This window comes from Symbioplanes lichenis (genome assembly GCF_030709675.1).
Classification (GTDB): Bacteria; Actinomycetota; Actinomycetes; order Mycobacteriales; family Micromonosporaceae; genus Actinoplanes; species Actinoplanes lichenis.
Window position 1 is genome coordinate 271346 of sequence record NZ_JAUZQD010000005.1, and the last position, 25147, is coordinate 296492.

The 25147-nt window shown below is 72.5% G+C and carries 21 protein-coding genes; 12 read left to right on the forward strand and 9 right to left on the reverse strand.

Features of this window, described 5'->3' with window-relative positions; genetic code table 11:
• Positions 1–30 precede the first annotated feature (30 nt).
• A complete protein-coding gene (locus RAN62_RS14135; protein ID WP_305785045.1) occupies positions 31–1431 on the forward strand; it encodes an NAD(P)H-quinone dehydrogenase in 1401 nt (466 codons plus the stop codon).
• Positions 1432–1774: 343 nt separating this feature from the next.
• Here the strand turns inward: RAN62_RS14135 and RAN62_RS14140 are convergent, their stop codons facing one another.
• On the reverse strand, positions 1775–2545 hold the full coding sequence (locus tag RAN62_RS14140) for a DedA family protein (RefSeq protein WP_305785046.1): 771 nt from the start codon (positions 2543–2545) through the stop codon (positions 1775–1777).
• Between the two features lie 602 nt (positions 2546–3147).
• Between RAN62_RS14140 and RAN62_RS14145 the strand changes: the two genes are divergently transcribed.
• Positions 3148–3702, forward strand: a complete 555-nt coding sequence (locus RAN62_RS14145) for a TetR/AcrR family transcriptional regulator (protein WP_305785047.1) — start codon at positions 3148–3150, stop codon at positions 3700–3702.
• Positions 3703–4044: 342 nt separating this feature from the next.
• Here the strand turns inward: RAN62_RS14145 and RAN62_RS14150 are convergent, their stop codons facing one another.
• The gene (locus RAN62_RS14150) at positions 4045–5802 is read right to left on the reverse strand and encodes an acetyl/propionyl/methylcrotonyl-CoA carboxylase subunit alpha (protein WP_305785048.1); all 1758 of its coding nucleotides are present in this window, start codon (positions 5800–5802) and stop codon (positions 4045–4047) included.
• A gap of 82 nt (positions 5803–5884) precedes the next feature.
• Here RAN62_RS14150 and RAN62_RS14155 point away from each other — a divergent pair, with 82 nt between their 5' ends.
• Together RAN62_RS14155 and RAN62_RS14160 are read left to right on the forward strand one after the other, a co-directional pair.
• Complete coding sequence (locus tag RAN62_RS14155) at positions 5885–6835, forward strand: ATP-binding cassette domain-containing protein (RefSeq protein ID WP_305785049.1); 951 nt, start codon at positions 5885–5887, stop codon at positions 6833–6835.
• A gap of 3 nt (positions 6836–6838) precedes the next feature.
• Positions 6839–7594 carry an ABC transporter permease gene (locus RAN62_RS14160; RefSeq protein WP_305785050.1) on the forward strand — a complete coding sequence of 252 codons (756 nt, stop codon included), beginning with the start codon at positions 6839–6841 and terminating at the stop codon, positions 7592–7594.
• 70 nt (positions 7595–7664) lie between these two features.
• Here the strand turns inward: RAN62_RS14160 and RAN62_RS14165 are convergent, their stop codons facing one another.
• Together RAN62_RS14165 and RAN62_RS41360 are read right to left on the reverse strand one after the other, a co-directional pair.
• Complete coding sequence (locus tag RAN62_RS14165; protein ID WP_305785051.1) at positions 7665–7889, reverse strand: hypothetical protein; 225 nt, start codon at positions 7887–7889, stop codon at positions 7665–7667.
• A gap of 55 nt (positions 7890–7944) precedes the next feature.
• Positions 7945–12441 carry a serine/threonine-protein kinase gene (locus RAN62_RS41360; protein WP_305785052.1) on the reverse strand — a complete coding sequence of 1499 codons (4497 nt, stop codon included), beginning with the start codon at positions 12439–12441 and terminating at the stop codon, positions 7945–7947.
• A gap of 102 nt (positions 12442–12543) precedes the next feature.
• On the opposite strand from RAN62_RS41360, the gene RAN62_RS14175 reads away from it, so the two are divergent.
• Complete coding sequence (locus tag RAN62_RS14175; RefSeq protein ID WP_305785053.1) at positions 12544–12732, forward strand: acyl-CoA carboxylase subunit epsilon; 189 nt, start codon at positions 12544–12546, stop codon at positions 12730–12732.
• Positions 12733–12854: 122 nt separating this feature from the next.
• Entirely contained in the window at positions 12855–13418 is a 564-nt protein-coding gene (locus RAN62_RS14180; protein ID WP_305785054.1) for a hypothetical protein, read from the forward strand.
• Between the two features lie 292 nt (positions 13419–13710).
• On the opposite strand, the gene RAN62_RS14185 is transcribed toward RAN62_RS14180, so the two are convergent.
• Positions 13711–13911: a hypothetical protein gene (locus RAN62_RS14185; RefSeq protein WP_305785055.1), complete on the reverse strand. Its 201-nt coding sequence runs from the start codon at positions 13909–13911 to the stop codon at positions 13711–13713.
• Between the two features lie 1170 nt (positions 13912–15081).
• Between RAN62_RS14185 and RAN62_RS14190 the strand changes: the two genes are divergently transcribed.
• The gene (locus RAN62_RS14190; protein ID WP_305785056.1) at positions 15082–15708 is read left to right on the forward strand and encodes a Maf family protein; all 627 of its coding nucleotides are present in this window, start codon (positions 15082–15084) and stop codon (positions 15706–15708) included.
• A 102-nt stretch (positions 15709–15810) separates the two neighbouring features.
• On the forward strand, positions 15811–16509 hold the full coding sequence (locus tag RAN62_RS14195; protein WP_305785301.1) for a M50 family metallopeptidase: 699 nt from the start codon (positions 15811–15813) through the stop codon (positions 16507–16509).
• 6 nt (positions 16510–16515) lie between these two features.
• Here RAN62_RS14195 and RAN62_RS14200 read toward each other — a convergent pair whose 3' ends face one another.
• Positions 16516–18087, reverse strand: a complete 1572-nt coding sequence (locus RAN62_RS14200; protein ID WP_305785057.1) for an acyl-CoA carboxylase subunit beta — start codon at positions 18085–18087, stop codon at positions 16516–16518.
• 92 nt (positions 18088–18179) lie between these two features.
• Between RAN62_RS14200 and RAN62_RS14205 the strand changes: the two genes are divergently transcribed.
• The 3 genes from RAN62_RS14205 to RAN62_RS14215 all read left to right on the forward strand — a co-directional run bounded on the left by RAN62_RS14205 (position 18180) and on the right by RAN62_RS14215 (position 21212).
• Complete coding sequence (locus RAN62_RS14205; protein ID WP_305785058.1) at positions 18180–19583, forward strand: hypothetical protein; 1404 nt, start codon at positions 18180–18182, stop codon at positions 19581–19583.
• Positions 19584–19606: 23 nt separating this feature from the next.
• Positions 19607–20482, forward strand: a complete 876-nt coding sequence (locus RAN62_RS14210) for a biotin--[acetyl-CoA-carboxylase] ligase (protein WP_305785059.1) — start codon at positions 19607–19609, stop codon at positions 20480–20482.
• Positions 20483–20600: 118 nt separating this feature from the next.
• A complete protein-coding gene (locus tag RAN62_RS14215) occupies positions 20601–21212 on the forward strand; it encodes a PH domain-containing protein (RefSeq protein ID WP_305785060.1) in 612 nt (203 codons plus the stop codon).
• On the opposite strand, the gene RAN62_RS14220 is transcribed toward RAN62_RS14215, so the two are convergent.
• The 3 genes from RAN62_RS14220 to RAN62_RS14230 all read right to left on the reverse strand — a co-directional run bounded on the left by RAN62_RS14220 (position 21139) and on the right by RAN62_RS14230 (position 23135).
• The gene (locus RAN62_RS14220; RefSeq protein ID WP_305785061.1) at positions 21139–21702 is read right to left on the reverse strand and encodes a GtrA family protein; all 564 of its coding nucleotides are present in this window, start codon (positions 21700–21702) and stop codon (positions 21139–21141) included. The two genes, RAN62_RS14215 and RAN62_RS14220, sit on opposite strands and share 74 nt — an antisense overlap.
• A gap of 61 nt (positions 21703–21763) precedes the next feature.
• Positions 21764–22315: a GtrA family protein gene (locus RAN62_RS14225; RefSeq protein WP_305785302.1), complete on the reverse strand. Its 552-nt coding sequence runs from the start codon at positions 22313–22315 to the stop codon at positions 21764–21766.
• Between the two features lie 70 nt (positions 22316–22385).
• Positions 22386–23135, reverse strand: a complete 750-nt coding sequence (locus RAN62_RS14230; RefSeq protein WP_305785062.1) for a sigma-70 family RNA polymerase sigma factor — start codon at positions 23133–23135, stop codon at positions 22386–22388.
• Positions 23136–23357: 222 nt separating this feature from the next.
• On the opposite strand from RAN62_RS14230, the gene RAN62_RS14235 reads away from it, so the two are divergent.
• A complete protein-coding gene (locus tag RAN62_RS14235) occupies positions 23358–25130 on the forward strand; it encodes a phosphoenolpyruvate carboxykinase (GTP) (protein ID WP_305785063.1) in 1773 nt (590 codons plus the stop codon).
• The last annotated feature ends 17 nt before the right edge of the window (positions 25131–25147 follow it).

Genomic DNA, 25147 nt, shown 5'->3' on the forward strand with positions numbered 1-25147 from the left:
TACGGTACGTGACGTTGGAGGTTGTTTCTCGTGAGCCGCATCGTGATCATCGGTGGGGGCCCCGGCGGGTACGAGGCGGCGCTGGTCGCCGCGCAGCTCGACGCCGACGTGACCCTCGTCGAGGCCGAGGGGGCCGGTGGTGCGTGCGTGCTCTCCGACTGTGTGCCCTCCAAGACGTTCATCGCCAGCTCGGAGATCGTCACCGGCTACCGCCACAACGACCGCTTCGGCGTACGGTCGGCGGGCCTCGACGCCGTCTCGGTCGACGCCGCCGCGGTGAACAAGCGGGTCAAGCAGCTCGCCCTGGCCCAGTCCGGCGACATCCAGGCCAAGCTGGTCAAGGCCGGCGTCGACGTCGTGCACGGCACCGCCCGGCTCGGCGAGGACACCCTCGGCCACACCCACCAGGTGCTCATCACCCCGCACGGCGCCGACGAGTACGCGGTCGACGCCACCACGGTCCTGATCGCCACCGGCGCCACGCCGCGGGTCCTGCCCACCGCCGTCCCGGACGGTGAGCGCATCCTCAACTGGCGTCAGGTCTACGACCTCGAGGAGCTCCCCGAGCACCTCGTCGTCATCGGCTCCGGCGTGACCGGCGCCGAGTTCGCCAGCGCCTATCTCGCCATGGGCGTCCGCGTGACGCTCGTCTCCAGCCGCGAGCGCGTCATGCCCCACGAGGACGCCGACGCCGCCATGGCCATCGAGCGCGTCTTCCGCGAGCGCGGCATGGAGATCCTCAACCAGTCCCGCGCCGACTCGGTCGTCAACACCGGCTCCGGCGTGACGGTCACGCTGTCCGACGGGCGTACGGTCGAGGGCTCCCACGCCCTCATCACGGTCGGCGCGGTGCCCAACACCGCCGACCTGGGCCTCCGCGAGTACGGCGTCGACCTGGGCCCGGGCGGCTATGTGACCGTCGACCGGGTCTCGCGCACCAACGTGCCGGGGATCTATGCCGCCGGCGACTGCACGGGGGTCCTCGCCCTGGCCAGCGTCGCCGCGATGCAGGGCCGGATCGCCGTCTGGCACGCCATGGGCGAGGCGGTCGCGCCGCTGCGCCTCCGCACGGTCTCCGCCAACGTCTTCACCGACCCCGAGCTGGCCACCGTCGGCGTCTCCCAGAACGACGTCGACCAGGGCAAGGTGCCGGCCCGGCAGGTGATGCTCCCGCTGACCGGCAACGCCCGGGCGAAGATGGCGGGGCTGCAGGACGGCTTCGTCAAGCTCTTCTGCCGGCCGGCGACGGGCCAGATCGTCGGGGGCGTGGTCGTCGCCCCGAAGGCCAGCGAGCTGATCCTTCCCATCACCATGGCCGTCGAGAACAACCTGACCGTCGACCAGCTGGCGCACACCATCACGATCTATCCGTCGCTGTCCGGCTCGATCGCCGAGGCGGCCCGGCAGCTGATGCAGCACGAGCTGCAGTAACGCGGCCCGGCTCGCCGCGCCTACGGCATGGGCGTCGCACGTTTCGATGCGGCGCCCTGTCCCGGGCCGTCCCTTGATTCCCGGTGTCCGCCCGCCTCGCCATGGTGCCCTTCGCCGGCCCTTTTCCGCGTGGTGCCGTTCGCCGGCCCTTCTCCGCGCGGTGCCCTTCGCCGGTCCTTCTTCGCGTGGCGCCCTTCGCCGGCCCTTTTCCGCGCGGTGCCCTTCGCCGGCTTCTTCCCGGTGCGGCGCCCTTTCGGTGGCGCGGCGCTTTGCTGCTCGGCGCCCCGGGTTCAGCAGCGGGCCGGGCGATCAGCGGTGGCGGGCGATCTTCGGTGCGGGCGGGTCAGCGGTGGGCGGGGCGGTCGGGGAGGGACGGGGCGTCGTGGACGGGCTCGTCCTCGGTGGCGGCGTCGTCGGCTTCGAGCTCCTCGGCCAGCTCCTCCGTGAGCTCCTCGTCGACCGCCTTGCGCCCGCCGAAGAGGGCCAGGATCCAGCCGGCCGTGCCGAAGATCACGGCCGCGGTGGCCGCGATGGCGAAGAGCCGCCAGGCCGACTGGGTGATCGCCGTGCCGCCGACGTGACCCACGAGGCCGCCGTAGGTCGCCCAGGCCACGGCGGCCCCGCCGTCGTACAGCAGGAAGAGCTTGAAGGGGTAACCGGTGCGCCCGGCGTGCCACCCCGCCGCCATGCGGCCGCCCGGGACGAAGCGGCAGAGCAGCAGCACCAGCGGCCCCGGCCGGCGCAGGCCCCGGGTGAACCGCTCGGCGGCCCGCTTGGTGCGCGACTCCTTGTCGCCTTCCTCCGGCTTCGCGTCCGACTTCGGGGAGAAACGCCGGCGGATGGCGGCCAGCTTGCCGCTCAGCCACCGGCCGCCGCTGTGACCCGCGGCGCCCCGGCCCAGCATGAAGGCGATCGAGTCGCCCGCGAACATGCCCAGCGCCCCCACCGCGATGACCAGCGGCAGGTTGAGGTTGCCGTAGACGGTCAGGGCGCCCGACGTGATCATGATGGCCTGGATCGGCATGACCGGGACCATGGCGTCGACGGCGATGAACCCGAAAATGGCAAGGTAGGCCCACGCCGGTGTTGCCAGAATGGTCAACAGGTCCGTCATCGGGTCGGTCACCTCACGGGCTCCAGGGTCCACGGCATTGTCCGCGGGCGCACCTGAGAATGGGCTGAGTACAGCATGCGCCCTGATCAGGCCCAGCTGACGGTGATGCCCGACACGCTACGTCCTTCGCCGGCCACCGGGGGTCCAAGACGCGACACCAGGCGACGACTGTCTCACACCGTGCCGCCGGGTGCTGCCCCGCTTCTGGTGCGGCCGCCGCGCGCGTACCTTGGTAGCTGCCACGCACACCGGGTCCCCCGTTCCTGGTGTCGGGCGAAAGGCGCCCACCTGGTGCAACCGGGCTTGGAGCGCCCGGGCCGTCGGTAGGTCCCGTACCGACGGCCCGTCTTTACCAAGCTGATACCTACGCGCCCATTTGTGCAACACGTCACTCCTACGATGACGTGTCCCAAAGCGCACGCTCCTTGCCCGTCGGGGCGCGACCGCGCGTGCTCGTCGCCGATGATGGCGGCACGGCTCCCGAGGGCGGCGGTGGACGATGAGCCCGGGGCGGCGGGGCGGCGGGGCTCTGGCGGGGCCGACGCGCCCGGGACCGTGCGTTCGCGCTGGTTGACCAGCCACTGCCTAGTTAGGGTCGGCCCATGGTGAGGGACACCTACCACCACGGCGACCTGCGGCGTGTCCTGCTGGCCGAGGCCGCCCGCGCGATCGAGGAGGCGGGCCCCGCCGCCCTGAGCCTGCGCGACATCGCCCGGCGCGCCGAGGTCTCCCACGCAGCGCCCACCCATCACTTCGGCGACAAGAAAGGGCTGCTCACGGCCCTGGCGGCGGAGGGCTTCACAGGGCTGGCGGCGGCTCTCGAAGATTCCTGGGTACGCGACCGGAGCCGGCTCGAGCTGGGCGTCACCTACGTCCGGTACGCCGTGGGACACCGGGCCCACTTCGAGGTCATGTTCCACCCGGACCTGTGCCACGCGACCGACCGGAGTCTCCTCAACGCCCGCGGCCGGGTGACCCGCGCGCTCCACCTCGGCACAAACCCGGCGACCGACACCGCCACGAACCCCGAGACCGCCGGGCTGGCGTTGTGGTCGGCCGCGCACGGGCTGGCGACCCTCTGGAACGGCGGCGCCCTCCCGGCCTGCCCGGCATCCCCGGACGACACCGCCCGCGCGGTCATGGCCAAGCTCACCTGACGCGCCGCGCCCCGCCGCTCGGGCTTATGCGTCGATGGCGCGAATGGTGATGGCAGAGCTCACTTCGGCGGGCGGGTCCGGTGCCTTACGGCGCTGTCGGGCTGATGGCTTGCGGGCCGGGTGCGGTGGCTCGCGGTTCTGTCGGAGCGGGCCCGGTAGCTCCATGGCCTGCGGGACGGGCGCGTGCGGTGGCTCGTGGCGTCCGGGGCTGGGCCGGGTGCGGTGGCTCGTGGCGTCCGGGGCTGGGCCGGGTGCGTGGCTCGTGGCTTGCAAGGCGAGCGGGCCCGGTGGCTCGCGGCGTCCAAGGCCGGGCCGGGTGTGGTGGCTTGCGGGGCGGGCGGGTCAGTCGTCGATGGTGCAGATGGTGGTGCCGGCGGTGATGGTGGCGCCCACTTCGGCGGACAGGCCGTGGATGGTGCCGGCGCGGTGGGCGTGGAGGGGTTGTTCCATTTTCATGGCTTCCACGACCACGATGACGTCGCCCTCGGCCACGGTGTCGCCGTCGGCGGCGGCCACCTTGACGATGGTGCCCTGCATCGGGGCGGTCAGGGCGGCGGCGCCTGCCGTCGCGGCGGTGGCCGACCGGGCGCCCGTGCGGCGGGACTTCGGACGGACCGGCGCGCTGGTGGGCGTACCCGAGGAAGTGAGACCGGCCGGGAGGCGCACCTCCAGGCGCTTGCCGCCGACCTCGACCACCACCGTTTCCCGCTCGGGGGTCTCGGGCGCGGCGGCGGCCGGCGCGGTGAAGGCGGGGACGCCGCCCGCCCACTCGGTCTCGATCCAGCGCGTGTGGACGGTGAACGGCTCGGTGGTGAAGGCCGGGTCGCGCACGACGAGGCGGTGGAAGGGCAGCACGGTGGCGATGCCCTCGATGATCGTCTCGTCGAGGACGCGGCGGGCGCGCTCGAGGGCCTCGGCGCGGGTGGCGCCGGTGACAATGATCTTGGCGAGCATCGAGTCGAAGTTGCCGCCGATGACGCTGCCCGTCTCCACGCCCGCGTCGACCCGGACGCCGGGGCCGGAGGGCCAGGTCAGCGCGGTGACCGAGCCGGGCGCCGGGAGGAAGCCGCGGCCGGCGTCCTCGCCGTTGATGCGGAACTCGATGGCGTGCCCGCGGGGCTGCGGGTCGTCGGTCAGCGCGAGGGGCTCGCCGGCGGCGATGCGGAACTGCTCGCGGACCAGGTCGAGGCCGGCCGTCTCCTCGCTGACCGGGTGCTCGACCTGGAGCCGGGTGTTGACCTCGAGGAACGAGATGGTGCCGTCCTGCCCGACGAGGTATTCGACCGTGCCGGCGCCGTGATAGCCGGCGCCCCGGCAGATGGCCTTGGCGCTCTCGTGGATGCGGGCGCGCTGCTCGTCGGTGAGGAAGGGCGCGGGGGCCTCCTCGACGAGCTTCTGGTGGCGGCGCTGCAGGGAGCAGTCGCGGGTGCCGACCACGATGACGTTGCCGTGGGTGTCGGCCAGAACCTGTGCCTCGACGTGGCGGGGCCGGTCGAGATAGCGCTCCACGAAGCACTCGCCGCGCCCGAAGGCCGCGATCGCCTCGCGGGTGGCCGACTCGAAGAGGGCGGGGATCTCCTCGAGCGTGCGGGCGACCTTGAGGCCGCGGCCGCCGCCGCCGAAGGCCGCCTTGATCGCGACGGGCAGGCCGTGCTCGCGGGCGAAGGCGACGATCTCCTCCGCGTCGGCGGCCGGCTCGGCCGTGCCCGGGACCAGGGGCGCCCCGGCGCGCTGGGCGATGTGGCGGGCCGTGACCTTGTCGCCGAGGTCGCGGATTGCCGCCGGGGTCGGGCCGATCCAGGTCAGGCCGGCGTCGAGCACCGCCTGGGCGAAGTCGGCATTCTCACTGAGAAAGCCGTAGCCGGGGTGGACGGCGTCGGCGCCGCTGCGCGCCGCGATGTCGAGCAGCTTGTCGATGCGCAGATAGGTGTCGGCGGCGGTCTCGCCGTCGAGCGCCCACGCCTCGTCGGCCAGCCGCGCGGGCGGGGCGTCACGGTCGCTGTCGGCATAGACAGCGACGCTGGTCAGCCCCGCGTCCCGGCAGGCCCGGATGACGCGGACGGCGATCTCACCACGGTTGGCGATCAATACCTTGCGCACGGCCTGAGCTTAACGGCACCCCCCGACAAAAGCGCGTGGACGACCTATGCTGCGCACGAGCGCGCCGACTACGGGGAGCGACATGATCGAGACCAGAGGACTGCGCAAGACGTTCATCACGAGACAGGGCCGGGAGAAGAAGACCGTCGAGGCCGTACGCGGCGTCGATCTCACCGTCGACGAGGGTGAGATCTTCGGCTTCCTGGGCCCCAACGGGGCCGGCAAGACCACGACGCTGCGGATGCTCGCGACGCTCATCGAGCCGGACGGGGGTGACGCCGTCATCGCGGGCGCCGACCTGCGCCGGGACCCGGGCGAGGTGCGGCGCCGCATCGGTTACGTGGCTCAGGGCGGCAGCACCCAGGACGAATCCATCGCGCGGGAGGAGCTGGTGCTCCAGGCGCGGCTCTACGGCGCGTCCAAAGCGGAGGCGGTCGCGCGCACCGCCCGTACGCTGGAAGCTTTTCAGTTGTCGGAGTTCGCCGACCGCAAGTGCAAGACCTACTCGGGCGGTCAGCGGCGGCGGGTCGACATCGCGCTGGGCATCATCCACCAGCCGCGGGTGGTCTTCCTCGACGAGCCGACCACCGGCCTCGACCCGCAGAGCCGCGCTCACATGTGGGACGAGATCCGCCGGCTGCGCGCGGACGGCATGACTGTGTTCATCACCACGCACTATCTGGAGGAGGCCGACGCGCTCTGCGACCGCGTCTCCATCATGGATCATGGAGACCTGGTCGCCTCCGGTACGCCGGCGGCCCTCAAACGCGAGATCTCCGGCGATGTCGTACGCATCGGAGCGCCGTCGCCCGCGCGGGCCGCCGAGGCCCTGGGCTCGGCCGACTTCGTGCGCAAGCTGGAGACTCAGGAGGACGGCATCCGCCTGTACGTCGACGACGCCGCGACCGCGATCCCGCAGGTGCTCCGGTCCCTCGACGCCGCCGGGGTCGAGCTGACCAAGGTGGAGCTGCACCGCCCGAGCCTGGACGACGTGTTCCTGATCAAAACCGGTCGATCGCTGCGGGAGAGCTGAGCCGTGAAGCTGCTGCGCGACACTTATCTGATCTTCTGGCACCAGATGCGGGCGCTGCTGCGCAACCCCGTGTGGATCATCGTCGGCGTGTTCCAGCCGGTCATGTACCTGCTGCTCTTCGCGCCGCTGCTCAAGCCGGCCCTCGGGGTGCGGACCAACGCCGAGGCGTACGAGATCTTCGTCCCGGGCCTGCTCGTGCTGCTCGCGATCTTCGGCGGGCTGTTCCAGGGGTTCGGTCTCATCGCCGAGTTGCGGGCCGGCGTCATCGAGCGCTCCCGCGTTACGCCGGTGAGCCGTCTGGCGCTGCTGCTGGGGCGGTCGCTGCGGGACACCGTGTCACTGCTCGCTCAAGCCGTCATCATCACGCTGCTCGCCCTGGTGTTCGACCTGCGCGTGTTCCTGGGCAATCTGCTGCTGGCGTACCTGATGCTGGCGCTCATCTCGCTCATGACGTCGGCCGTGTCGTACGGGGTGGCGCTGGCCGTCAAGACCGAGGACGTCCTGGCGCCGATGATGAACACGGTCGCCCAGCCGGTGCTGCTGTTGTCCGGGATCCTGTTGCCGCTGACGTTCGCGCCGGGGTGGCTGCAGGGGATCGCGGACTGGAACCCGTTCTCGTGGGCCGTGGACGGGGTGCGGGCTTTGTTCCGGGGCGATCTCGGGGCGCCGGCGGTGTGGCAGGGGCTGGTGATCATGGCGGTGCTGGCGGTGCTGGCCGTGGTGTGGGCTGCTCGGTTGTTCGCTCGTAGCGTGCGGTGAGCTTCCGGCTCCGGGCGCTTCGCTGTCGGTTCGGTCTTGCCGGGGCGCGTCGGGCCGGCGCGGCTCTTGGCTATGGGGTGGTCGGCAGGTCAGGTGTGCTCGGGCTGCCGGCCAGGGCGACGTCGGGGGCCGGTGTGCGGGCGGCCAGCACGGCGACGGTGGCGGCGAGCAGGGCGGCTGCGACCAGGGCGAGCAGGGCCGGCACCGGACGGGCGGCCACGAGGACGGCCACGTCGGCGAGGGCGACGAGCATCCACAGGGCCAGCGTCGGCTTGCGTCCGGGTCGTCGGATCATGGGGCACCTCCATCCGTGGTCACCGATCAGTACCCGGTGGACGGTGATCCCATGCTCACATCGGCTTGAACCCGTCGTAGATGACCTGAAGATCCTTCTTCGCGGCGTTCCAGTCGCCCGGCGACACGTACCAGTTGATGCTGAACGCCCGCTTCGGCCCGGTGATGAAGTTGCGCTTGACCGCGTGCTGCCGGTTGCCGGTCGTCGTCGTGTAGAAGAACTCCCAGTCGGCCGCCGACGTGGCGATCGGATACTTCACCGCGGCCAGCCGGACCAGCTCATACTGGCTGTAGTTCTTGTTCCGCTCCTGCTCCTGCCAGTCCTTGAGCGCGTCCGGCTTCGGCTTGTCGGTCTGCGCGATGATCAGGAGCCGGTTGTCGAACTCGAAGTAGATCTCTCCGCTGCCGCGCGGGTCCCCGGTCACACCCTTGGGGAGCGGGACGGAGAAGCCGGTGCTCGCGCCCCCGTACATCTGCCAGCCGGCCGGAAGCTTGAACCCCGTCGCCGCCGGGCTGCTGGGCGGTGCGCTGCTCGCGGGCTTCGTGGCGGCCGCACTCGTCGCGGGGGCGGGGCTGCCGCCGCCCTTCTGCCCGCCGCCCGCCGCCGGCTGCTGCTGCTGCGGGGCCGCGCTGGTCACAGGCGCGGCGGCGTTGTCATCGTCGCCCCCGAACAGCTGCGGGATCAGAACAATCAGAAGCACCAGGAGTACGGCCAGGATCCCGATCCCGATCGCGGTCTGCCGACGCGTCAGCGTGACCCCGAAAACCGTCAGCCCCCGGCGCCCGGCCGACGGCTCACGCAGGTTCATCGGCTGCCAGGCCGGCCTGTTCGAAGGCGCCAGCCCCGGCGCTCCGGAGATCGGCCGAGTGGCATTCGGCAGCTTGCTGGTCGCATCGGGCACATCCCGCCCCGCGAGCCCGCCACTCCCCAGCCCCGCCGCCGCGATATTCCGCCGCGGCGGCCGGCTCCCCGCGATCTTGGGCGTGTTCGCCCCCGGCATGACCCCGCTGGTCGAAGGGTCAACGCCAGTGATCTTGCTGGTGGCGGCCGGGGACGGGGTGTCGCTGGTCCTGCCCCCGCCCGCCGCCGAGTCGGTGCCGGTGGTCTTCGGGGCGCCGGTCTTTGCGCTGCTGGTGGTCTCAACGGAGCTGGTCGACGACTTCGCGCCGGTGGCGTCGGCGACCTCTGCCCCGGAATTCGTGCCGTGGGACTTGGCCCCGGCCGGCGCGACGTCGTCCGGCTTGGGGTCCGCCGGCTTGGCGTCGGTCGGCCCGGTGCCGGTCGACTTGACGTCTGCGGGTTGGATCTCCGCAGGCGCGCCGCTCGTGGATGCGCTGCTGGCCGCCGGAGTCGCGCCGGTCGGCTCGGGCTTGCTGCTCGCGGGCGCACTGCTGGCCGCTGAGGTTGTGCCGGTCGGCTCGGGCGTGGCAGCCGGCTCGGCGGACGTTGACGTGCCGGCGAGCTGCTTGTCGCTCGCCTTCTCGCCTGCTACCTCGGTCGCTTTCCCGTCCGGCATCTCTTCCGGGAGGGCGGTGCTGGGCGCGCCGTCCGTAGCCGCCGAGCGCGACGATGCCGCCTCAACGCCGTCCGGGGTGCTGCCGGTCGCGGAGGTGGAGTCGGCCGACCCGTTGCTCGCCTCTCTGTCGCCGGTCTGCCCGCTGTCCGGGGCCGTCACGCTCGGGGAGGGGGCGGTGTCGGCGTCTACCGTGGCTGCGACGGCCGACGCGTCTTCGGCGGGTGCGGTAGCGGCTTCATCTTCGAGGGCTGTGTCGGACGCGGGCACCTCGGCGGCAGCGGGCGTGGAGGTGCTGCTCGTGGACGTGCCGCTCGTGACCGTGCCGCTCGGGGACGCGGCCTCCGCCGCCGAGCTGTCCGCCGTGGAACCGGTTCCACCGTCCGTGGTGGATGCGGCTTCACCGGCTGCGGTGGGTGTGGCTTCTGCGTCCGTGGTGGATGCATCGGCGTCTGCGTTGGCGGCCGGTGAGGCGGCATTCGCTTCGGACGTGGCGGCTGCGCCGACTGGCTCGTCCAAGGGCGCCTGCTCGTCCGGAGGCGCTTGCTTGATCGACTGCGCCTGGGACGAGGTGCTGCTCTCGGCGCCGTCGCCTGCTGCGACGTCTGTTGCTGCGGCGCCTTCTGCGGTGGCATCTCCTGCGGTGACGACTTCCGCGGGGACACCTTCTGCGCTGACGCCTTCTGCTGCTGCGGCGTCGTTCGGCGTGTCGACAGCGCCGGAAGTGTCGGCCACTGCGCCCGCCGGAGCGTCGGCTGTCGCGTTCTCGGCGGGTGGGCTTCCGGCTTTGGTGCTTCCAGCCGTCGTGCTTTCAGCTGTGGCGCTTCCGGCTGTGGGGCTTCCGGCCGTTGTGCTTGCCGTCGTCTTGCCCTCGGTGGTCGGCGAGGGGACAGCTGTGGTCGGGACCAGCGATGTCGGCGGGATGGCCGTGTCCGGGGCGGCTGCGATCTCCGGGGCGGCCGGCGCCTCCGCGACAGCCGATGCCTCGGGGGCGGCCGGGGGCGTGGGCGTCGCGGGCGCGGGGACCGGCTCGGCGACGGGTGCCGCTGCGGCCGGCGCGGCGACGGGCGGCTTCTTCGACTTGGTGGCCGTCAGGTCTGTCGTGGTGGCGGCGGCCGGCTTGCGGGGAGCCGGCTGCACCCGGGTCTCGGCTGCCGGATCGGTCTGCGGGCGACCTCCGGCCGCCGGCTGCACGCGAGTCTCGGCCGCGGGGCTGGCCTGAAGGCGTGTCTCGGGCGCGGAGCCAGGCTGGAGGCGAGTCGCGGGGCTGGGCTGGACGCGCGTTTCGGCGGCCGGGTTGGCCTGCACGCGGGTCTCGGCGGCCGGGTTGGGCTGGATGCGGGTCTCGGCCGCCGCGTCGGGTGGGGAGCCGGCCGGGGTGCCGGGGACCGGGAAGTGGGCGCCGGTTCGCTGGCGGAGGGCTGCGGCCACCTCGTCGGCGGTGAAGGAGCCCAGGCCGCCGCCGGCCCCGCGCATGGTCGCGTCGAGGGCGGGGTTGTGCGGGGTGTCGGCGGGCGGGCGCTTCCCCGCGGGCGGCACCGGCGGGGCGTCGAGGCGGGTGGCGTCGAGCGGGGGCTTGGGGCCGTCGATGCGGGTCGGCGTGTCGGCCGGGCGGGGCGTGCGGCCCACTGCGGCCTTGCCCGGGGCGAAGATCGGACGCTCCTGCGGGTTGCCGCCCGGCTGCGGCGTGCCGGCCCGGCCCTGGGCGGGACCGGCCGGGCTGGCGCCTGCCTGCGGCGTGCCGGCCCGGCCCTGCGCGGGGTTGGCGCCGGACGGGCCTGGGCGGTGCTGAGCCGGGTTGGCGCCGGGCGGGCCCGGGCGGTGCTGAGCCGGGTTGGCGGGCGTGGCGGCGCGGCCCTGGAGCGGGTTGGCCGGGCGACCCGGGGCCGTGCCGGGGGTCACCGACGAGCGACCCGCGGGCGTGGCGCCGGGGCGGCCGGGCGGCGTGGCGCCGGGGGCCCCGGACTGCGTACCCGGAATGGGGGTGCGGCCCTGCGCGGCGGGTGGGCGGCTCTGCGCGGCCGGGGGCAGCTGCTGGCCGGGCTGGCGGCCCTGGGCCGCGGGAGGGTGAGCCTGGTCGGCGCGGCCCTGGGTGACGGGCGGGCGCGGGCCGGGGACGACCGGAGCGCTCGCCGAGATGCCGGGGACGATCGGCGGGCGTTCGCGGCCCGCGCCGGGGCGGCGCATGGTCGGGCTCATCGGGAAGCTGAGCTTGGAGCGTCGGCCGGCGGCGCGGAGCAGCAACCGCTCGGCCTCTTCGGCGTTGATGCGGTGCGCGGGGTCCTTGCGGAGCAGGCCGTTGAGGACAGGCTTGAGCGGCCCGGCGTTGCGGGCGGGCGGCGGATTTTCCGTGGCGAGGGCGGCCAGGGTCGCGATCGCGGACGGGCGGGCGAAGGGCGAGGCGCCTTCCACCGCGGCATAGAGGGTGGCGCCGAGGGACCAGAGATCGGCGCCGGGGCCGGCCGTGCCGTCGCGGGCGCGCTCCGGCGCGATGTAGGCCGGGGAGCCCAGCACCAGACCCGTGCGGGTGACATTGGGGTCGCCGGGAACCGTCGCCAGGCCGAAGTCGGTGAGCACGACGCGGCCGTCCTCGCCGATGAGCACGTTGCCCGGCTTGACGTCGCGGTGGACCACGCCGGCGCGGTGGGCCGCCCCGAGGGCCCCGAGCACGCCCAGGCCGATCTCGGCGGCGCGAACCGGATTGAACGGCCCGTCGGCGGCCAGGATGTCCTGAAGGGAGCGCGAGGGGACGTACTCCATCACGATCCACGGGTCGGCGTCCGTGCGCAGGACGTCGAAGACGCGCACCACGTTGATGTTGTTGAGCCGGGCGATCGCCCGCGCCTCGCGCAGGGAGCGCTCGCGCATCTCCTGCCGCTCGTCCGGCGTCAGGCCGGGCGGTGGCACGAGCTCCTTGATCGCGACGTCGCGGTGCAGGACGACGTCGGTCGCCCGCCAGACACGACCCATCCCGCCCTGACCGAGCGGCGCGACGAGCCGGTAGCGGTCAGCGACAACGAGCGGGGGGGAAGTAGACATCACGCAGAAAATACCCGGTCCTGTCGAGCGGCAGCGAATCGATCAGCCCTGTGTGGGATGCGTGTCACCGCGTCACGCTGAGTGAGACCGTACGCTTGATCGATGGATGAGGAACCGCTGGTCAGCGTGGTTCGCGGCGAGCCCGCCCCGGAAGAGCTGGCCGCCCTGGTCATCGCCCTGTCCGGCCGCCATGACTCGCCAGCCCCGCAACCCCGCGCCACGCTCTGGACAACGAGCGGACGCCCGGGCGGGTCGCCCCCATCATGGCGCGCGTCGGGTCTGCCGCGTTAGTTATCCACAGGCGCGAGTTATCCACAGGCTCGCCTTCGGGACTCGAAGGGATCTCCTCTTTCTCGCTAGCCTCGGCCCACGGCGGCGATCCGGCCGCCCGGCCCGCGGCGGGAGGTGCGGCAATGACACCGGAGGAGGACCTGCGCGACCAGGTCTCGGTCGAGGTCGACATCGAGGCGATGGAGGACATCGCCCGTGCGCTGGCGGCCGAGGTCGCGAAGGGCTTCGGTCCCCACCTCGACCACGTGACCGCCATGATGAGCACCCGGCTGCCCGCGGGCGACGAGGCGTTCCCCGAGCTGCGCAGCTTCCTGCACCAGCACGCGACGGCCCAGGTGCGCACGGTCGCCAACGCGGTGGGTTTCGCCCCCGCGACCGTACGCGTGGCCTGGGCGGCCCACGACGTCAGCGAGCGATATCGGGGCGCCGACGCCTTCGCGAGCGCGCGTGTCGGGGACATCGCCGCCGCCTTCGAGGGCGCGTCGAGTGCCGTGAGCGGCGGAGGCCGGCCCGCGTCGTCGGGCGCGGCGCGGTTGGCTGAGACGTTCGGCGGAGATTCGGGCGCGGCGCGGTTGGCTGAGACGTTCGGCGGAGATTCGGGCGCGGCGCGGCTGGCCGAGGCGTTCGGCGGAGATTCGCCAGAGGGGGACGGGGCCGGGACTGGCGACGGGCGGGTGGGGCGCTGATGGAGTTCGACGGGGGCGGGGGCTACGGCGGGACCGATTGGCAGTCGCGGGATCTCGGGGACGTGTGGTCGGTGCTGCGGGATCAGCGGACCGATGCGCACTTCGGCGTGGTGGCCGGCTGGCGGGAGACGGCGGAGCTGGTGGAGACGCATCTTCGGCGGGTGACTGCGTACCGGGATGATCTGGTCGCGGTGTGGCCGCCCGCGCGGAGTCCGGCGGCTGCGGCCTATGTCGGGCGGCTGGATCGGTTGATCGCCGATCTTCGCGAGACCTATGAGGTGGCCGTGGCGAACTACTCCGCCTTCGGTGCCGGGGTGTCGGCGCTGGCGGAGGCGCGGGCGAAGATCGAGCCGCTGTACCGGGAGTGGGTGCGGGCGGCCGGCGCCACCCCGGCGCCGGGGCCGGCGGTCACGCGGTCGCCGGCGACAGGCTCGCGCGGTGCGGCAGCGGCACCCGGGATCGGATCGAGTGCGGCTTCGACTTCCGGCGTCATGTCCGGGACGGGAGCGGCGGGTGCTCGGGCTGTTCCTAGTGCTGCGCGGGCTGTGCCGAGCGTTATCGGTGCGCCGAGTTCGGCGTCAACGGCCGGGGACATCGCGGGTGGGGGCCTGGGAGCGTCGGTCGCCGCGGCGGCTGCGGCTTCGGTTGCGGCCGAGCGGGAGCGGCTCAACAGATTGGCCCGACCCGTCATGTACGCGCTGAGCAGCACTCTGATCAGCGCCGAAGCCAAGCTCCGGGTGCCGTCGGCCGACGTGGCGATGGGTGACGCGTTGTCCTCCGGCGGCGGGGCGGGCGTGGGTGCTCCGGGGGCGGTTCTTGCTGACGGTTCCTCGGGGCGGGTCGGTGCTGGAGTTGGACAGAGTGCGGTGGGCTTGGCGGGAGGGGCTGCGCTGTTGCCGGGCTTGGGGAGTTCGGCGGGGGTATCTGGCGGCTCGGGGACGGGATTGAGCGGGGTTGGGACGGTGCCGGGAGCGGCAGGGGCAGGAGTGGCGAGCCCGGGCGCTGGGGCGGGGCTGGGGTTGATTGGAGGGCCGGGGTCGGTTGGGGCGCCCGGTGGTTTCCGAACTGGACGGGCGGACGCAGCGGGGCGGCCCGGGGCGCCGGGGAGGTGGGGACTGCCTGGTCAGCGAGGTGGCTCAGGAGCGTTCGGGCAAGCGGGTGGGGGAGGACAGCCTGGCCGGCCGGGTGTGGGGAGCCGGTCGGGTCTGCCGAGTCAGCCTGGGCAATTCGCGCAGCCTGGGGTGCGAGGGCCCGAGGTGCCGGACGGGCCGGGGAGCCGAGGGCCGGGGAGCTGGACGGGGACACCAGGTGCGCCAGGCGAGCCGGGTGGGCCGGGGAGGTCGGTGCCGGGGCGGTCGGTGTTGCCGTCCGGGTATGTCGTTGGTGGGAGTTCCGGGAGCGGGGCGGCTGAGCATGTGCCGTTGCTGGCTCAGGGGCGGCCGGCGGGCGGGGCGCCGGCGGAGGAGCCCCGGCGGCCGGCGGGGTGGAGGCCGGGTGAGGAGGTGTGGGAGGTGCGCCGGGGTGGTCCGGCGGTTATCCGGTCGCCTGCGGCCGGGGACTTCGACCCGGGGCCAGTGATAGGGGGATTGCGTGACGGGTGGTTCGGCCGGTGGGGGCTGGGTTCTTCGACCCGGGGCCGGCGGTCGGGCTAGCGTAGGCGGCTGTGACGCATGCTTCCGGCTATCGGCTTGTTCTCGCTTCTGCCAGTCCGGCGCGGCTCGGGTTGTTGCGGGCGGCCGGGTTCGATCCTTCGGTGCAGGTCAGTGGGGTTGACGAGTCGGTGGTGGTGACGTCCGACCCGGCCGAGTTGAGTCTTTCGCTGGGGCGGTTGAAGGCGGAGGCCGTGGCGGCGACGTTGCCGGCGGAGGCAGGAGTGCTGGTGCTGGGGTGTGACTCGGTGCTGGCCTTCGACGGGGAGATTCTCGGGAAGCCGCGCGATGCCGATGAGGCGACCCGTCGGTGGCGGGCGATGCGGGGACGGTCGGGGGTGCTGCACACCGGGCATCACCTGATCGAGTTGAGTTCGGACGGGGGCGCAGCCCGGGCGGTCGGGGAGAGCGCCGGGACAGTCGTGCATTTCGCGAATGTGAGTGACTCGGAGATCGCGGCCTACGTGGCTTCGGGGGAGCCGCTCCACGTGGCGGGGTCGTTCACCATCGACGGGCTGGGCGGGGCGTTCGTCGAACGGATCGAGGGCGATCACGGCAACGTGGTGGGGCTTTCGCTGCCTCTGTTGCGGCGCTTGTTGCGTACCTTCGGGGTGAGCGTGGCCCAGCTCTGGAAGCAGTGACGCGCCTGCTCCGCGGGTGTGGACGGGGGCGTCGCACAAGCTCATCGGCTACGCTCCCGGGCTGTGTCGATCGACTCGCTGCCTGACCTCTGGGACACGCTCATGAGCGCCCAGCCCGATCCTCCCGGCGTGCTCGTGCTGGTCACGGCCGTGATCGGGTTCGCGGCGGTGGCCTTCCGGCCGGTGTGGCGGATCGCGCGGAACGCCGTGACCATCGCCCACGAGGGCGGGCACGCGCTGGTGGCGTTGCTGACCGGGCGGAAGCTGCGGGGCATCCGGCTGGAGTTCGACACGTCCGGGCTGACGCTCTCGGCGGGGCGGCCGACCGGGCCCGGGATGATGTTCACGCTGCTGGCGGGCTACATCGCGCCGTCGCTGGTGGGGCTCGGCGGGGCGTGGCTGCTCGGCGGGAACAGGATCACGCTGCTGCTCTGGCTCGCCGTCGTCCTGCTGCTGCTGATGCTCATCAACATCCGCAACCTGTTCGGCGTGCTGTCGCTGGTGGTGACGGGGGCGATCGTGCTCGCCGTCTCCTGGTACGCGTCGCCGCAGGTGCAGGCGGTTTTCGCGTACGCCTCCGTGTGGTTCCTGCTCTTCGGCGGGGTGCGGCCGGTCTTCGAGCTGCAGAAGTTGCGCAGCCGGGGCCGCATGCCCGAGTCCGACGCCGATCAGCTGGCCGGCGTGACCCGGGTACCCGCGCTCTTCTGGGTCGGCGTCTTCCTCGTGGTCGACCTCGCCGCCCTGGTCGTGGGCGCCTTCCTGCTCGCGGGCCAGTGGCTGCCGGAGCTCAGCACCGCCTGACGATGATCAGAGCGGGATGTTGCCGTGCTTCTTGGGCGGCAGCGTTTCGCGCTTGGTGCGGAGTGTACGCAGGGCGCGGGTGACCTGGGCGCGCGTGGTGGACGGGGCGATCACGGCGTCGACGTAGCCTCGTTCGGCGGCGATGTACGGGTTGGCGAGCGTGTCCTCGTACTCCTGGATCAGCGAGGTGCGCAGCGACGCCGGGTCCTCAGCCGCCGCCAGCTCGCCCCGGTAGAGGATATTGACCGCGCCCTGGGCGCCCATGACCGCGATCTGCGCCGTCGGCCACGCGAAGTTCATGTCGGCGCCGAGGTGCTTGGAGCCCATCACGTCGTAGGCGCCGCCGTACGCCTTCCGCGTGATCACTGTCACCTTCGGCACGGTCGCTTCCGCGTACGCATAAATGAGCTTGGCCCCGCGCCGGATGATCCCGTCCCATTCCTGGTCGGTGCCGGGCAGGAAGCCGGGCACGTCGACGAAGGTCAGCACCGGGATGTTGAAGGCGTCGCAGGTACGCACGAATCGCGCCGCCTTCTCGGACGCGGCGATGTCCAGGGTGCCCGCGAAGTGCATCGGCTGGTTGGCGACGATCCCGACCGGCCGGCCCTCGACGCGTCCGAATCCGATCACGATGTTCGGCGCGTAGAGGGGCTGGATCTCGAGGAAGTCCTCGACCACGGCCTCGATGACCGCGTGGATGTCGTAGGGCTGGTTCGCCGAGTCGGGGATGAGCGTGTCGAGGGCAAGGTCGTCCACCGACGGTTCGAGGTCGGCAGCGGCTTCAACAAAAGCAGGCTCGTCGAGGTTGTTGCTCGGCAGATAGGTGAGGAGCGCGCGTACGTAGTCGACGGCGTCCTCCTCGTCCGACGCCAGATAGTGCGCGTTGCCGCTGCGCGTGTTGTGCGTACGCGCGCCGCCCAGCTCCTCCATGCCGACGTCCTCGCCGGTGACCGTGCGGATGACGTCGGGTCCGGTGATGAACATGTGCGACGTCTGGTCGACCATGACCGTGAAGTCGGTGATCGCCGGCGAGTAGACGGCGCCGCCCGCGCACGGGCCCATGATCAGTGAGATCTGGGGGATGACCCCGCTGGCTCGTACGTTCCGGAAGAAGATGTCCGCGTAGAGCCCCAGCGCGACGACGCCCTCCTGGATGCGCGCGCCGCCGGAGTCGTTGATGCCGATGATCGGGCAGCCGATCTTCATGGCGAGGTCGAGCACCTTGACGATCTTCTCGCCGAAGACCTCGCCCAGCGACCCGCCGAACACCGTGAAGTCCTGCGAGAACACGCACACCTGACGGCCGTCGATCGTGCCGTGACCGGTGACGACACCATCCCCGTACGGCCGGTTGCGCTCGAGCCCGAAATTGGTCGACCGGTGCCGCGCCAGCCCGTCGAGCTCCACGAAGGAACCCTCGTCGAGCAGCATCTCGATCCGCTCGCGCGCCGTCTTCTTGCCGCGCGCGTGCTGCTTCTCGACGGCGCGCTCGGAGCCGGCGTGCACGGCATCCTCGGTGCGCTGCGTCAGGTCGGCCAGCTTGCCGGCGGTGGTGTGAATGTTCTCCACTGCGCTCACCGGATGATCGTATCGAGCGGTGGGCACCGATGCGCCCCGGAGCGCAAGGGGCCGAACGTTTCGTTCCTATTGCACCATTCGTTACATCCCCCGTGACGACATGGATGACCCCCGTCGGCGTGGCCTTGATCGTCGGTGGCATCACCACGCTCATCGTTTTCCGCAGGATCCTGTTCGAGGCGTCCGGCCCCGAGCGCCGCCGCGGCACGACCGAGCGTGGCCGGCAGCGCCGCGCCAGCCGCCGGACCCCGGCCGAGCCGAGCCCGGGCGCGCGCGACCGCCCGACCCCGGCCGAGCCGGGCCCGCGCGACCGCCGGACCCCGGCCGGGCCGAGCCAGGGCCCGCGCAGCCGCCGCCGCGGCGCCACCCGCCCCCACCGCGACAGCGCCACGCCGCCGGCCGCCCGCCCGGCTCCGGCGTCGAACGCGCAGCTCGACCTGCCCCAGCGGCCGGCGATGGGCACGCAGCTCGACCTGCCCCAGCGGACGGCTGTGGGCACGCCGCTGGACCTGCCCAAGCGGCCGGCAATGAGCGCGCCGCTGGACCTGCCCAAGCGGACCCCCATGAACGCGCAGCGCAACCCGCCCGGCATGAACGCCCAGCGCAACCCGCCCGGCCTGAACACGCGGCCCCGCCCGGCGGCGATGATCGATGTCAACCAGCGGATGCGCCCGCTCGACGCCGCCCCCGCCCGCCTCCCGGACGCCGAGACCCTGCACGCCCCCGGCCGCATCGTCCGCGAGCGCCTCAACGTCGAGCGCAGCACCGGCACCCGCGTCGACCGCAACGCCGAAGGCCGCGACCGATGGCCGCTCAACACCCGCTCCGAGCCGGACGACGCGGCCGCCATCCGGCCCTGGCGGCCGGAGGAGAAGAAGCAGGACGACCAGCCCCGGTACGGCGACCGCGTCGACGGCTGGGTCCGCCCCGAGTACCGCGACGAGCCCGTGACCGGCGACTACTGGACACCCGCCCCGGACGCGGGCTACGGCTGGCCCGTCCCGGTGGAACGCCTCCCGCAGGTCCCCCCGCCCGTCGCCCCGGCCCAGCCGGAAGCCGAGGCGGAACCCACGGCGATGCTCCCCCTGGACTGGCGCCCCCGGTCCACGGAACCGATGTCCCCGCTCCCGCAGCGGGTCCCCGTCGAGCCCCAGCCGGTCGCGGGTCCGCTGGCCGGCCGCCCCGAAAGCGTCGAAGGCCCGCTGGCCGGCCGGCCCGAGAGCGTCGCGGGCCCGCTGGCCGGCCGCCCCGAGAGCGTCGAAGGCCCGATCTGGACGGTTCCCGACCTGCCGGAAGCGGCCCTGCCCGACCTCAGCTGGGCGCCGCAGCGGGAGGAGCTGCCCCGCCGCCAGCTCAGGATGCGCCGCCAGCGCGCGGGAGAGCAGCGTCCCCGCCCGCGCCCGAGTCCCCGCCCCCGGCCCGGCGCCGATCCGGTCGAGCCCGCCGACCCGCGCAGCACCGTCTACCGCAGCCGTCACGCGGCCGAACCGACGTGAGCTGCCCCGGCTAGGGTTTGGTCATGTCCGCCTCGCCGTACTCGGATCTCACCCGGCCGCCGCTGGGCGCCCGCTCGCTCCAGCGTGCGCTGGTCGTGCCGGGCGGCTTCTGGCGGCGGCTCGACGTGGTCGGGGAGACCGGCTCGACCAACGCCGACGTGGCCGACGCCGCGCGGGAGGGCGCCGGCGAGGGCCTGATCGTCGTCGCCGAGCAGCAGGTGGCCGGGCGTGGGCGGCGGGACAGGCAGTGGGTGTCGCCGCCGCGGGCCGGGCTGACGCTCAGTGTGCTGCTGCGGCCCGGTGCGGCCGATCCGGAGCGGGACTGGCCGGCCGTACCGCAGCGGGCCTGGGGTTGGTTGCCCCTGCTGGCCGGGGTGGCCCTGCTCGAGGCTGTGCGCCGCGTCGCCGAGGTCGACGCCGCCCTCAAATGGCCCAACGACCTCCTGGCCCGGCCGGAGAAAGACCCGGGGGAGTACGGCAAGACCGCCGGCATCCTCGCCGAAGTCACCGGCGACGCGGTCGTCGTCGGCATCGGTCTCAACGTCTCGACCAAGGCGGCCGAGCTTCCGCCGACCAACGGCCTCCCCGCCACCTCCCTCTTCGAGGCGGGCGCCACGAGCACCGACCGGGACCCGCTGCTGCGCGCGCTGCTGCGGAGCTTCGACCGCTGGTACGGCGGCTGGCGCGAGGCGGGCGGCGACGCGGAGATGTGCGGGCTGCTCGCGGCGTACCGGCGGGACTGCGCCACGCTGGGCCGGCCCGTGCGGGTGCTGCTGCCCGCGGGCGGCGAGGTGACCGGCGAAGTCACCGATGTGGACCGCGACGGCCAGCTGGTCATCCGTACCGGCGAAGGCGCCGAGCGTCGCGTCTCGGCGGGTGACGTGCTGCACGTCCGGTAAGAAGAACACGCGCCGGGGAAAACCGTCCGGTGAGAGAAACACGCACCGGGGAAAACCGTCCGGTGAGAGAAACACGCGCCGAGAAGAACCAGGGGAAAAAGCACCGTACGCTGACGGCGTGCCCTTCCCGGACGAGGTCCTGACCGAGGAGGAGGAGGTCGTCCTCCACCTCCACCCGCACGCCAAGGCGGCCGTGTGGCCGAGCATCGTCCTGCTCGCGACCCTGGCCGTCTTCATCATGACGTGGGTGATGCTCCCCCGGACGACCGGCGGTGCCATCGGGGTGTGCGTGGTCGGCGCGATCACGCTCTGGGTGGCCGTGCGCCGGGGCGTCTGGCCGCTGCTGGTGTGGCGGACCACGCACTACGTCTTCACGGACGAGCGGATCCTGCTGCAGGACGGGGTCGTGGCCCGGGAGCGGCGGGATCTGCCGCTCAACCGGGTCAATGACCACGTGACGAACCAGTCGCTGCTGGACCGGGCGCTGGGCTGCGGCACCCTCACCGTCGACTCGATCGGCGAACAGTCGGCGGTGCTGGTGTCGGTGCCGCACGTGCACCAGGTGCAGACGACGCTCTACGAACTCATCGAGACCGACCGCGAGCTGCGGCCGGACGACGATGAGGACGAGGAGGAACCGGAACCGGAGGTACGGGTCAGACAGCGCGGCGCTGCGCGTCGATCTCCTGCGCGATCTCCACGTCCAGGCGGTCCTCCGCCTCGGCGCTGAGCTCGGCCAGGCCCGCGGCGACGTCCATCTCCGCGACGGCGGCCTCGTGCCCGTCGACCGGGGGCTTGAGGAAGACGAAGGTCCGGTAGGCCCAGAAGCGGAACACCGTGGCGACCACGATGCCGATCAGGGTGACGCCCATGAACAGGACGGCGTCCTTCTCCTCGGAGAGCCCGAAGCCGTACTTGCCGATCGTCACGGCCCCGGACTGGATGACCATGCCGACCAGGTTGAAGCCGAAGAACAGCGTGTACTCCCGGCGGAGCGCGCTGCGGGTGTGGTTGCGGTACGTCCAGTAGCGGTTGGCGAGGTAGGCCAGCGTGGTGGTCACGACCGTCGCGACGACGCTGGCCTTCACGGCTCCGATGGGCAGCAGGGCCCAGGTGATGGCCATGTAGAGCAGCGTGTTGGCGGCACCGATCGCGCCGAACGCGAGGGCCTCGGGAGCCAGGCGGCGCAGACGTTCCGACAGCGGGCGAGCTGAGGGCATTGGGCAACCTTACGGGGGGAAGGGCGCGGACGAGGAATCGAGCCGGAAGGCGCGATCGTCGTCACATGCGCGGGACAGCCCGGGGCGCTGACGCGTGCGGGGGCTGCTGCGGTGCCGCCTCACCGGCCGGCGGGGCCGGGTCCTGGGGTGCGGCCGGCCGGGCCGGCTCGGTGCCCGGGTGCTCGCCGAACACGAAGCGGCGGTAGGACCAGAAACGGAAGAGGGTGCCGATCGCGGTGCCGACCAGCTGGCCGGAGATGTTGTCCGCGAGCGGGGTCTGGAACTCGGGCCAGATCGAGCCGAGCCCGTAGTGACTGATCGCGAGGCAGGCCAGCCCGATGCCGAGACCCACCCCGTTGAGCAGGAAGAACAACGTGTACTGCCGGGCCATGTTGCTGTGCGAGCGGTGCCGCCAGGTCCAGAATCTGTTGCCCGCGAAGGCCACCGTGGTGGCGATCAGGGTGGATCCGGTCTTGGCGAGCAGGGACTCCGCCCCGGCCTGCAGGAACACGTTGAAGAGAGCGAGGTCGATGGCGAACGCGATGCCGCCGACGGTGCCGAACTTGCCGACCTCGCGCACCAGGGCCCCGAAGCGTGCCCGCAGCGCGGGCATGATCGTGGCAGCAGGCACGTCCCCGAGAGTACCGGGGCGGGTCACGTACCGCTGTTTTCGTTCGCGACTCTTAATCTGCGGGGCTCGCGGGTTGCCGTTGGCGGTACTGACGGTGACCTACTTGGTCAATTTCCGTAACCTCGGCGAGCTGCGCGCGGCAGTCGGCGCACCAGGACAGGTGCGATTCCAGCCGTACGGAATCCCGCTGCGCGAGTCGTCCGCGCACCCGTCCCCCCAGCCGGTCGCCGGCCCAGCGGCACTCGGGCGTGTCCGCGGCCGCCACGTGCTGCTGGAGATAGAGCCGGCGCAATCCTTCGCGCGCCCGGTGGGCGAGGACGGCGACCGCGTTCGGCGTGAGGCCCAGCTGCGGGGCGACCTCGGCGGGGGTGGCGCCCTCCACCTCGGTACGCCACAGCACGTCACGCCACCGGTCGGGCAGCGCGCGAAAGGCCTGCGCGGCATAGGTGCGCTCGAGCCGGTCGAGGGCCGGGTCGAGGAACGGCTGCCCGGAGTCGTACCTGGTCAGATCGTCGGTGAACTCGAGCCGGCGGTCGCGCCGGGCCCGGTGGTAGGACACGTGGCGCAGGGTCGTGTTCACGTAGGCACGGAACGCCACGAGGGGTCCCCGCCCGGCACGCAGGGTGGCGAACACCTTGGCGAAGGTCTCGGCGACCAGGTCGTCGGCGTCCGCGGGGTCGTGCACCAGGGCGCGGGCCAGCGTGCGGGCCGCGGCCCGGTGCCGTTCGTAGAGAACGCCGTAGGCGGCGGTGTCCCCGGCCCGTACGGCCGCGAGCAACGCGGTGTCACTGTCTGAGGTCATTCCGCCTCCTGGCGCGAGGAGTGGGAGCAAAGACCAGCTTAAGGCGTTTTGTCCATTTTGTGAAAGTGGGAGCGCTCCCTGAGCGGACGTGCGGCAAACCGCGAAGATTCGAACGCCACTGCGCAGCTCGACCGAAGAAAAAGCGGAGAAAGTCCACTGGAGCCGAAGAAATCACGGTCGGAGCCCCTAGGCTGACGGAACTTCCGGCGAAGGGAATCGCTCATGACCGATCATGTCCGCCTGCTCGACTGGGTCCGCGAAGTGACAGCCCTCACCCTCCCCGACCGTGTGCACTGGTGCGACGGCTCCGACGCCGAGTGGGTCCGCCTCACCGACGAGCTCGTCGCCGCCGGCACGCTCGTGCGCCTCGACCCCGGCCGCCGGCCGAACTCCTTCTGGGCCCGCACCGACCCCGGGGACGTCGCCCGGGTCGAGGAGCGCACCTTCATCTGCTCCACCGATCCCGCCGACGCCGGCCCCACGAACAACTGGATGGCGCCGGCCGAGATGAAGGCCACGATGACCGAGCTCTACCGCGGCAGCATGCGGGGCCGGACCATGTACGTCGTCCCGTTCTGCATGGGTCCCCTCGACGCCCCGGACCCGATGTTCGGCGTCGAGCTCACCGACAGCGCCTACGTCGCCGCCAGCATGCGGATCATGACCCGGATGGGCACCGCTGTGCTCGAGGCCATGGGCACCGACGCCGACTTCGTCCCGGCCCTGCACTCCGTGGGCGCCCCGATGTCAGCGGCGGCGTGGCCGTGCAACGAGACGAAGTACATCTCGCACTTCCCCGAGACGCGCGAGATCTGGTCCTACGGCTCCGGCTACGGCGGCAACTCCCTGCTCGGCAAGAAATGCTTCGCGCTGCGCATCGCCAGCGTCGCCGCCCGGGACGAGGGCTGGCTGGCCGAGCACATGCTGATCATGAAGCTGACCTCGCCGGCCGGGCGGGTCCGCTACGTGGCCGGGGCGTTCCCGTCGGCCTGCGGCAAGACCAACCTGGCGATGCTCGAGCCCACGCTGCCGGGCTGGAAGGTCGAGACGGTCGGCGACGACATCGCGTGGATGCGCTTCGGCTCCGACGGGCGGCTGTGGGCGACCAATCCCGAGTACGGCCTCTTCGGCGTCGCCCCGGGCACCGACGAACACACGAACCCGAACGCGATGCGCACCCTGGCCCGCGGCAACTCGATCTTCACCAACGTCGCCCGCACCGACGACGGCGACGTCTGGTGGGAGGGCATGGGGGAACCGCCCGCGCACCTGACCGACTGGCGCGGCGCCGGCTGGACCCCGGAGTCGGCAACCCCTTCGAGCCACCCCAACAGCCGCTTCTGTACGCCCATCAGCCAGTGCCCCGTCCTGGCCCCCGAGTACGACGACCCGCGCGGCGTCCCCATCGACGCGATCCTCTTCGGAGGCCGGCGCCGCACCACTGTGCCGCTCGTCACGGAGGCCCGCGACTGGGTCCACGGGGTCTATCTCGGGGCGACCCTCTCCTCGGAGACGACCGCGGCGGCCGCCGGTCAGGTGGGCGTGGTGCGCCGCGACCCGATGGCGATGCTGCCGTTCATCGGCTATCACGCCGGCGACCACTTCAACCACTGGATCGAGCTGGGCAAGGCGACCCCGGACAAGCTGCCGAAGGTGTTCTACGTCAACTGGTTCCGCCGCGGCGGCGACGGGCGCTTCCTGTGGCCCGGCTTCGGCGAGAACATCCGCGTCCTCAAGTGGATCACCGAGCGCCTCGACGGCACCGCGCCCGCCGTCGAGACCCCGATCGGGCCCGTGCCCCCGCCCGAGGCGCTCGACCTGACCGGCCTCGACCTCGACCCGGCCGACCTGGCCGCCGCCCTGACCGTCGACCCGGACGAGTGGCGCGCCGAGCTCCCGCACGTCGAGGAGTGGTTCGCGAAGTTCGGCGAGAAGCTCCCGGCCGTCCTCTGGTCCGAACTCGACGCGCTCAAAGCACGGTTGAAGGACGGGTAGCCCGGGCAATTTCGGCT

Coding starts and splice junctions, on each gene's coding strand:
- RAN62_RS14140 (WP_305785046.1), bottom strand. CDS start 2,545: ATGACGGACCTGTTGACCATTCTGGCAACACCGGCGTGGGCCTACCTT.
- RAN62_RS14145 (WP_305785047.1), top strand. CDS start 3,148: ATGGTGAGGGACACCTACCACCACGGCGACCTGCGGCGTGTCCTGCTG.
- RAN62_RS14155 (WP_305785049.1), top strand. CDS start 5,885: ATGATCGAGACCAGAGGACTGCGCAAGACGTTCATCACGAGACAGGGC.
- RAN62_RS14165 (WP_305785051.1), bottom strand. CDS start 7,889: ATGATCCGACGACCCGGACGCAAGCCGACGCTGGCCCTGTGGATGCTC.
- RAN62_RS41360 (WP_305785052.1), bottom strand. CDS start 12,441: ATGTCTACTTCCCCCCCGCTCGTTGTCGCTGACCGCTACCGGCTCGTC.
- RAN62_RS14175 (WP_305785053.1), top strand. CDS start 12,544: ATGGATGAGGAACCGCTGGTCAGCGTGGTTCGCGGCGAGCCCGCCCCG.
- RAN62_RS14180 (WP_305785054.1), top strand. CDS start 12,855: ATGACACCGGAGGAGGACCTGCGCGACCAGGTCTCGGTCGAGGTCGAC.
- RAN62_RS14185 (WP_305785055.1), bottom strand. CDS start 13,911: ATGACGCCGGAAGTCGAAGCCGCACTCGATCCGATCCCGGGTGCCGCT.
- RAN62_RS14195 (WP_305785301.1), top strand. CDS start 15,811: ATGAGCGCCCAGCCCGATCCTCCCGGCGTGCTCGTGCTGGTCACGGCC.
- RAN62_RS14210 (WP_305785059.1), top strand. CDS start 19,607: ATGTCCGCCTCGCCGTACTCGGATCTCACCCGGCCGCCGCTGGGCGCC.
- RAN62_RS14220 (WP_305785061.1), bottom strand. CDS start 21,702: ATGCCCTCAGCTCGCCCGCTGTCGGAACGTCTGCGCCGCCTGGCTCCC.
- RAN62_RS14225 (WP_305785302.1), bottom strand. CDS start 22,315: ATGCCCGCGCTGCGGGCACGCTTCGGGGCCCTGGTGCGCGAGGTCGGC.
- RAN62_RS14230 (WP_305785062.1), bottom strand. CDS start 23,135: ATGACCTCAGACAGTGACACCGCGTTGCTCGCGGCCGTACGGGCCGGG.
- RAN62_RS14235 (WP_305785063.1), top strand. CDS start 23,358: ATGACCGATCATGTCCGCCTGCTCGACTGGGTCCGCGAAGTGACAGCC.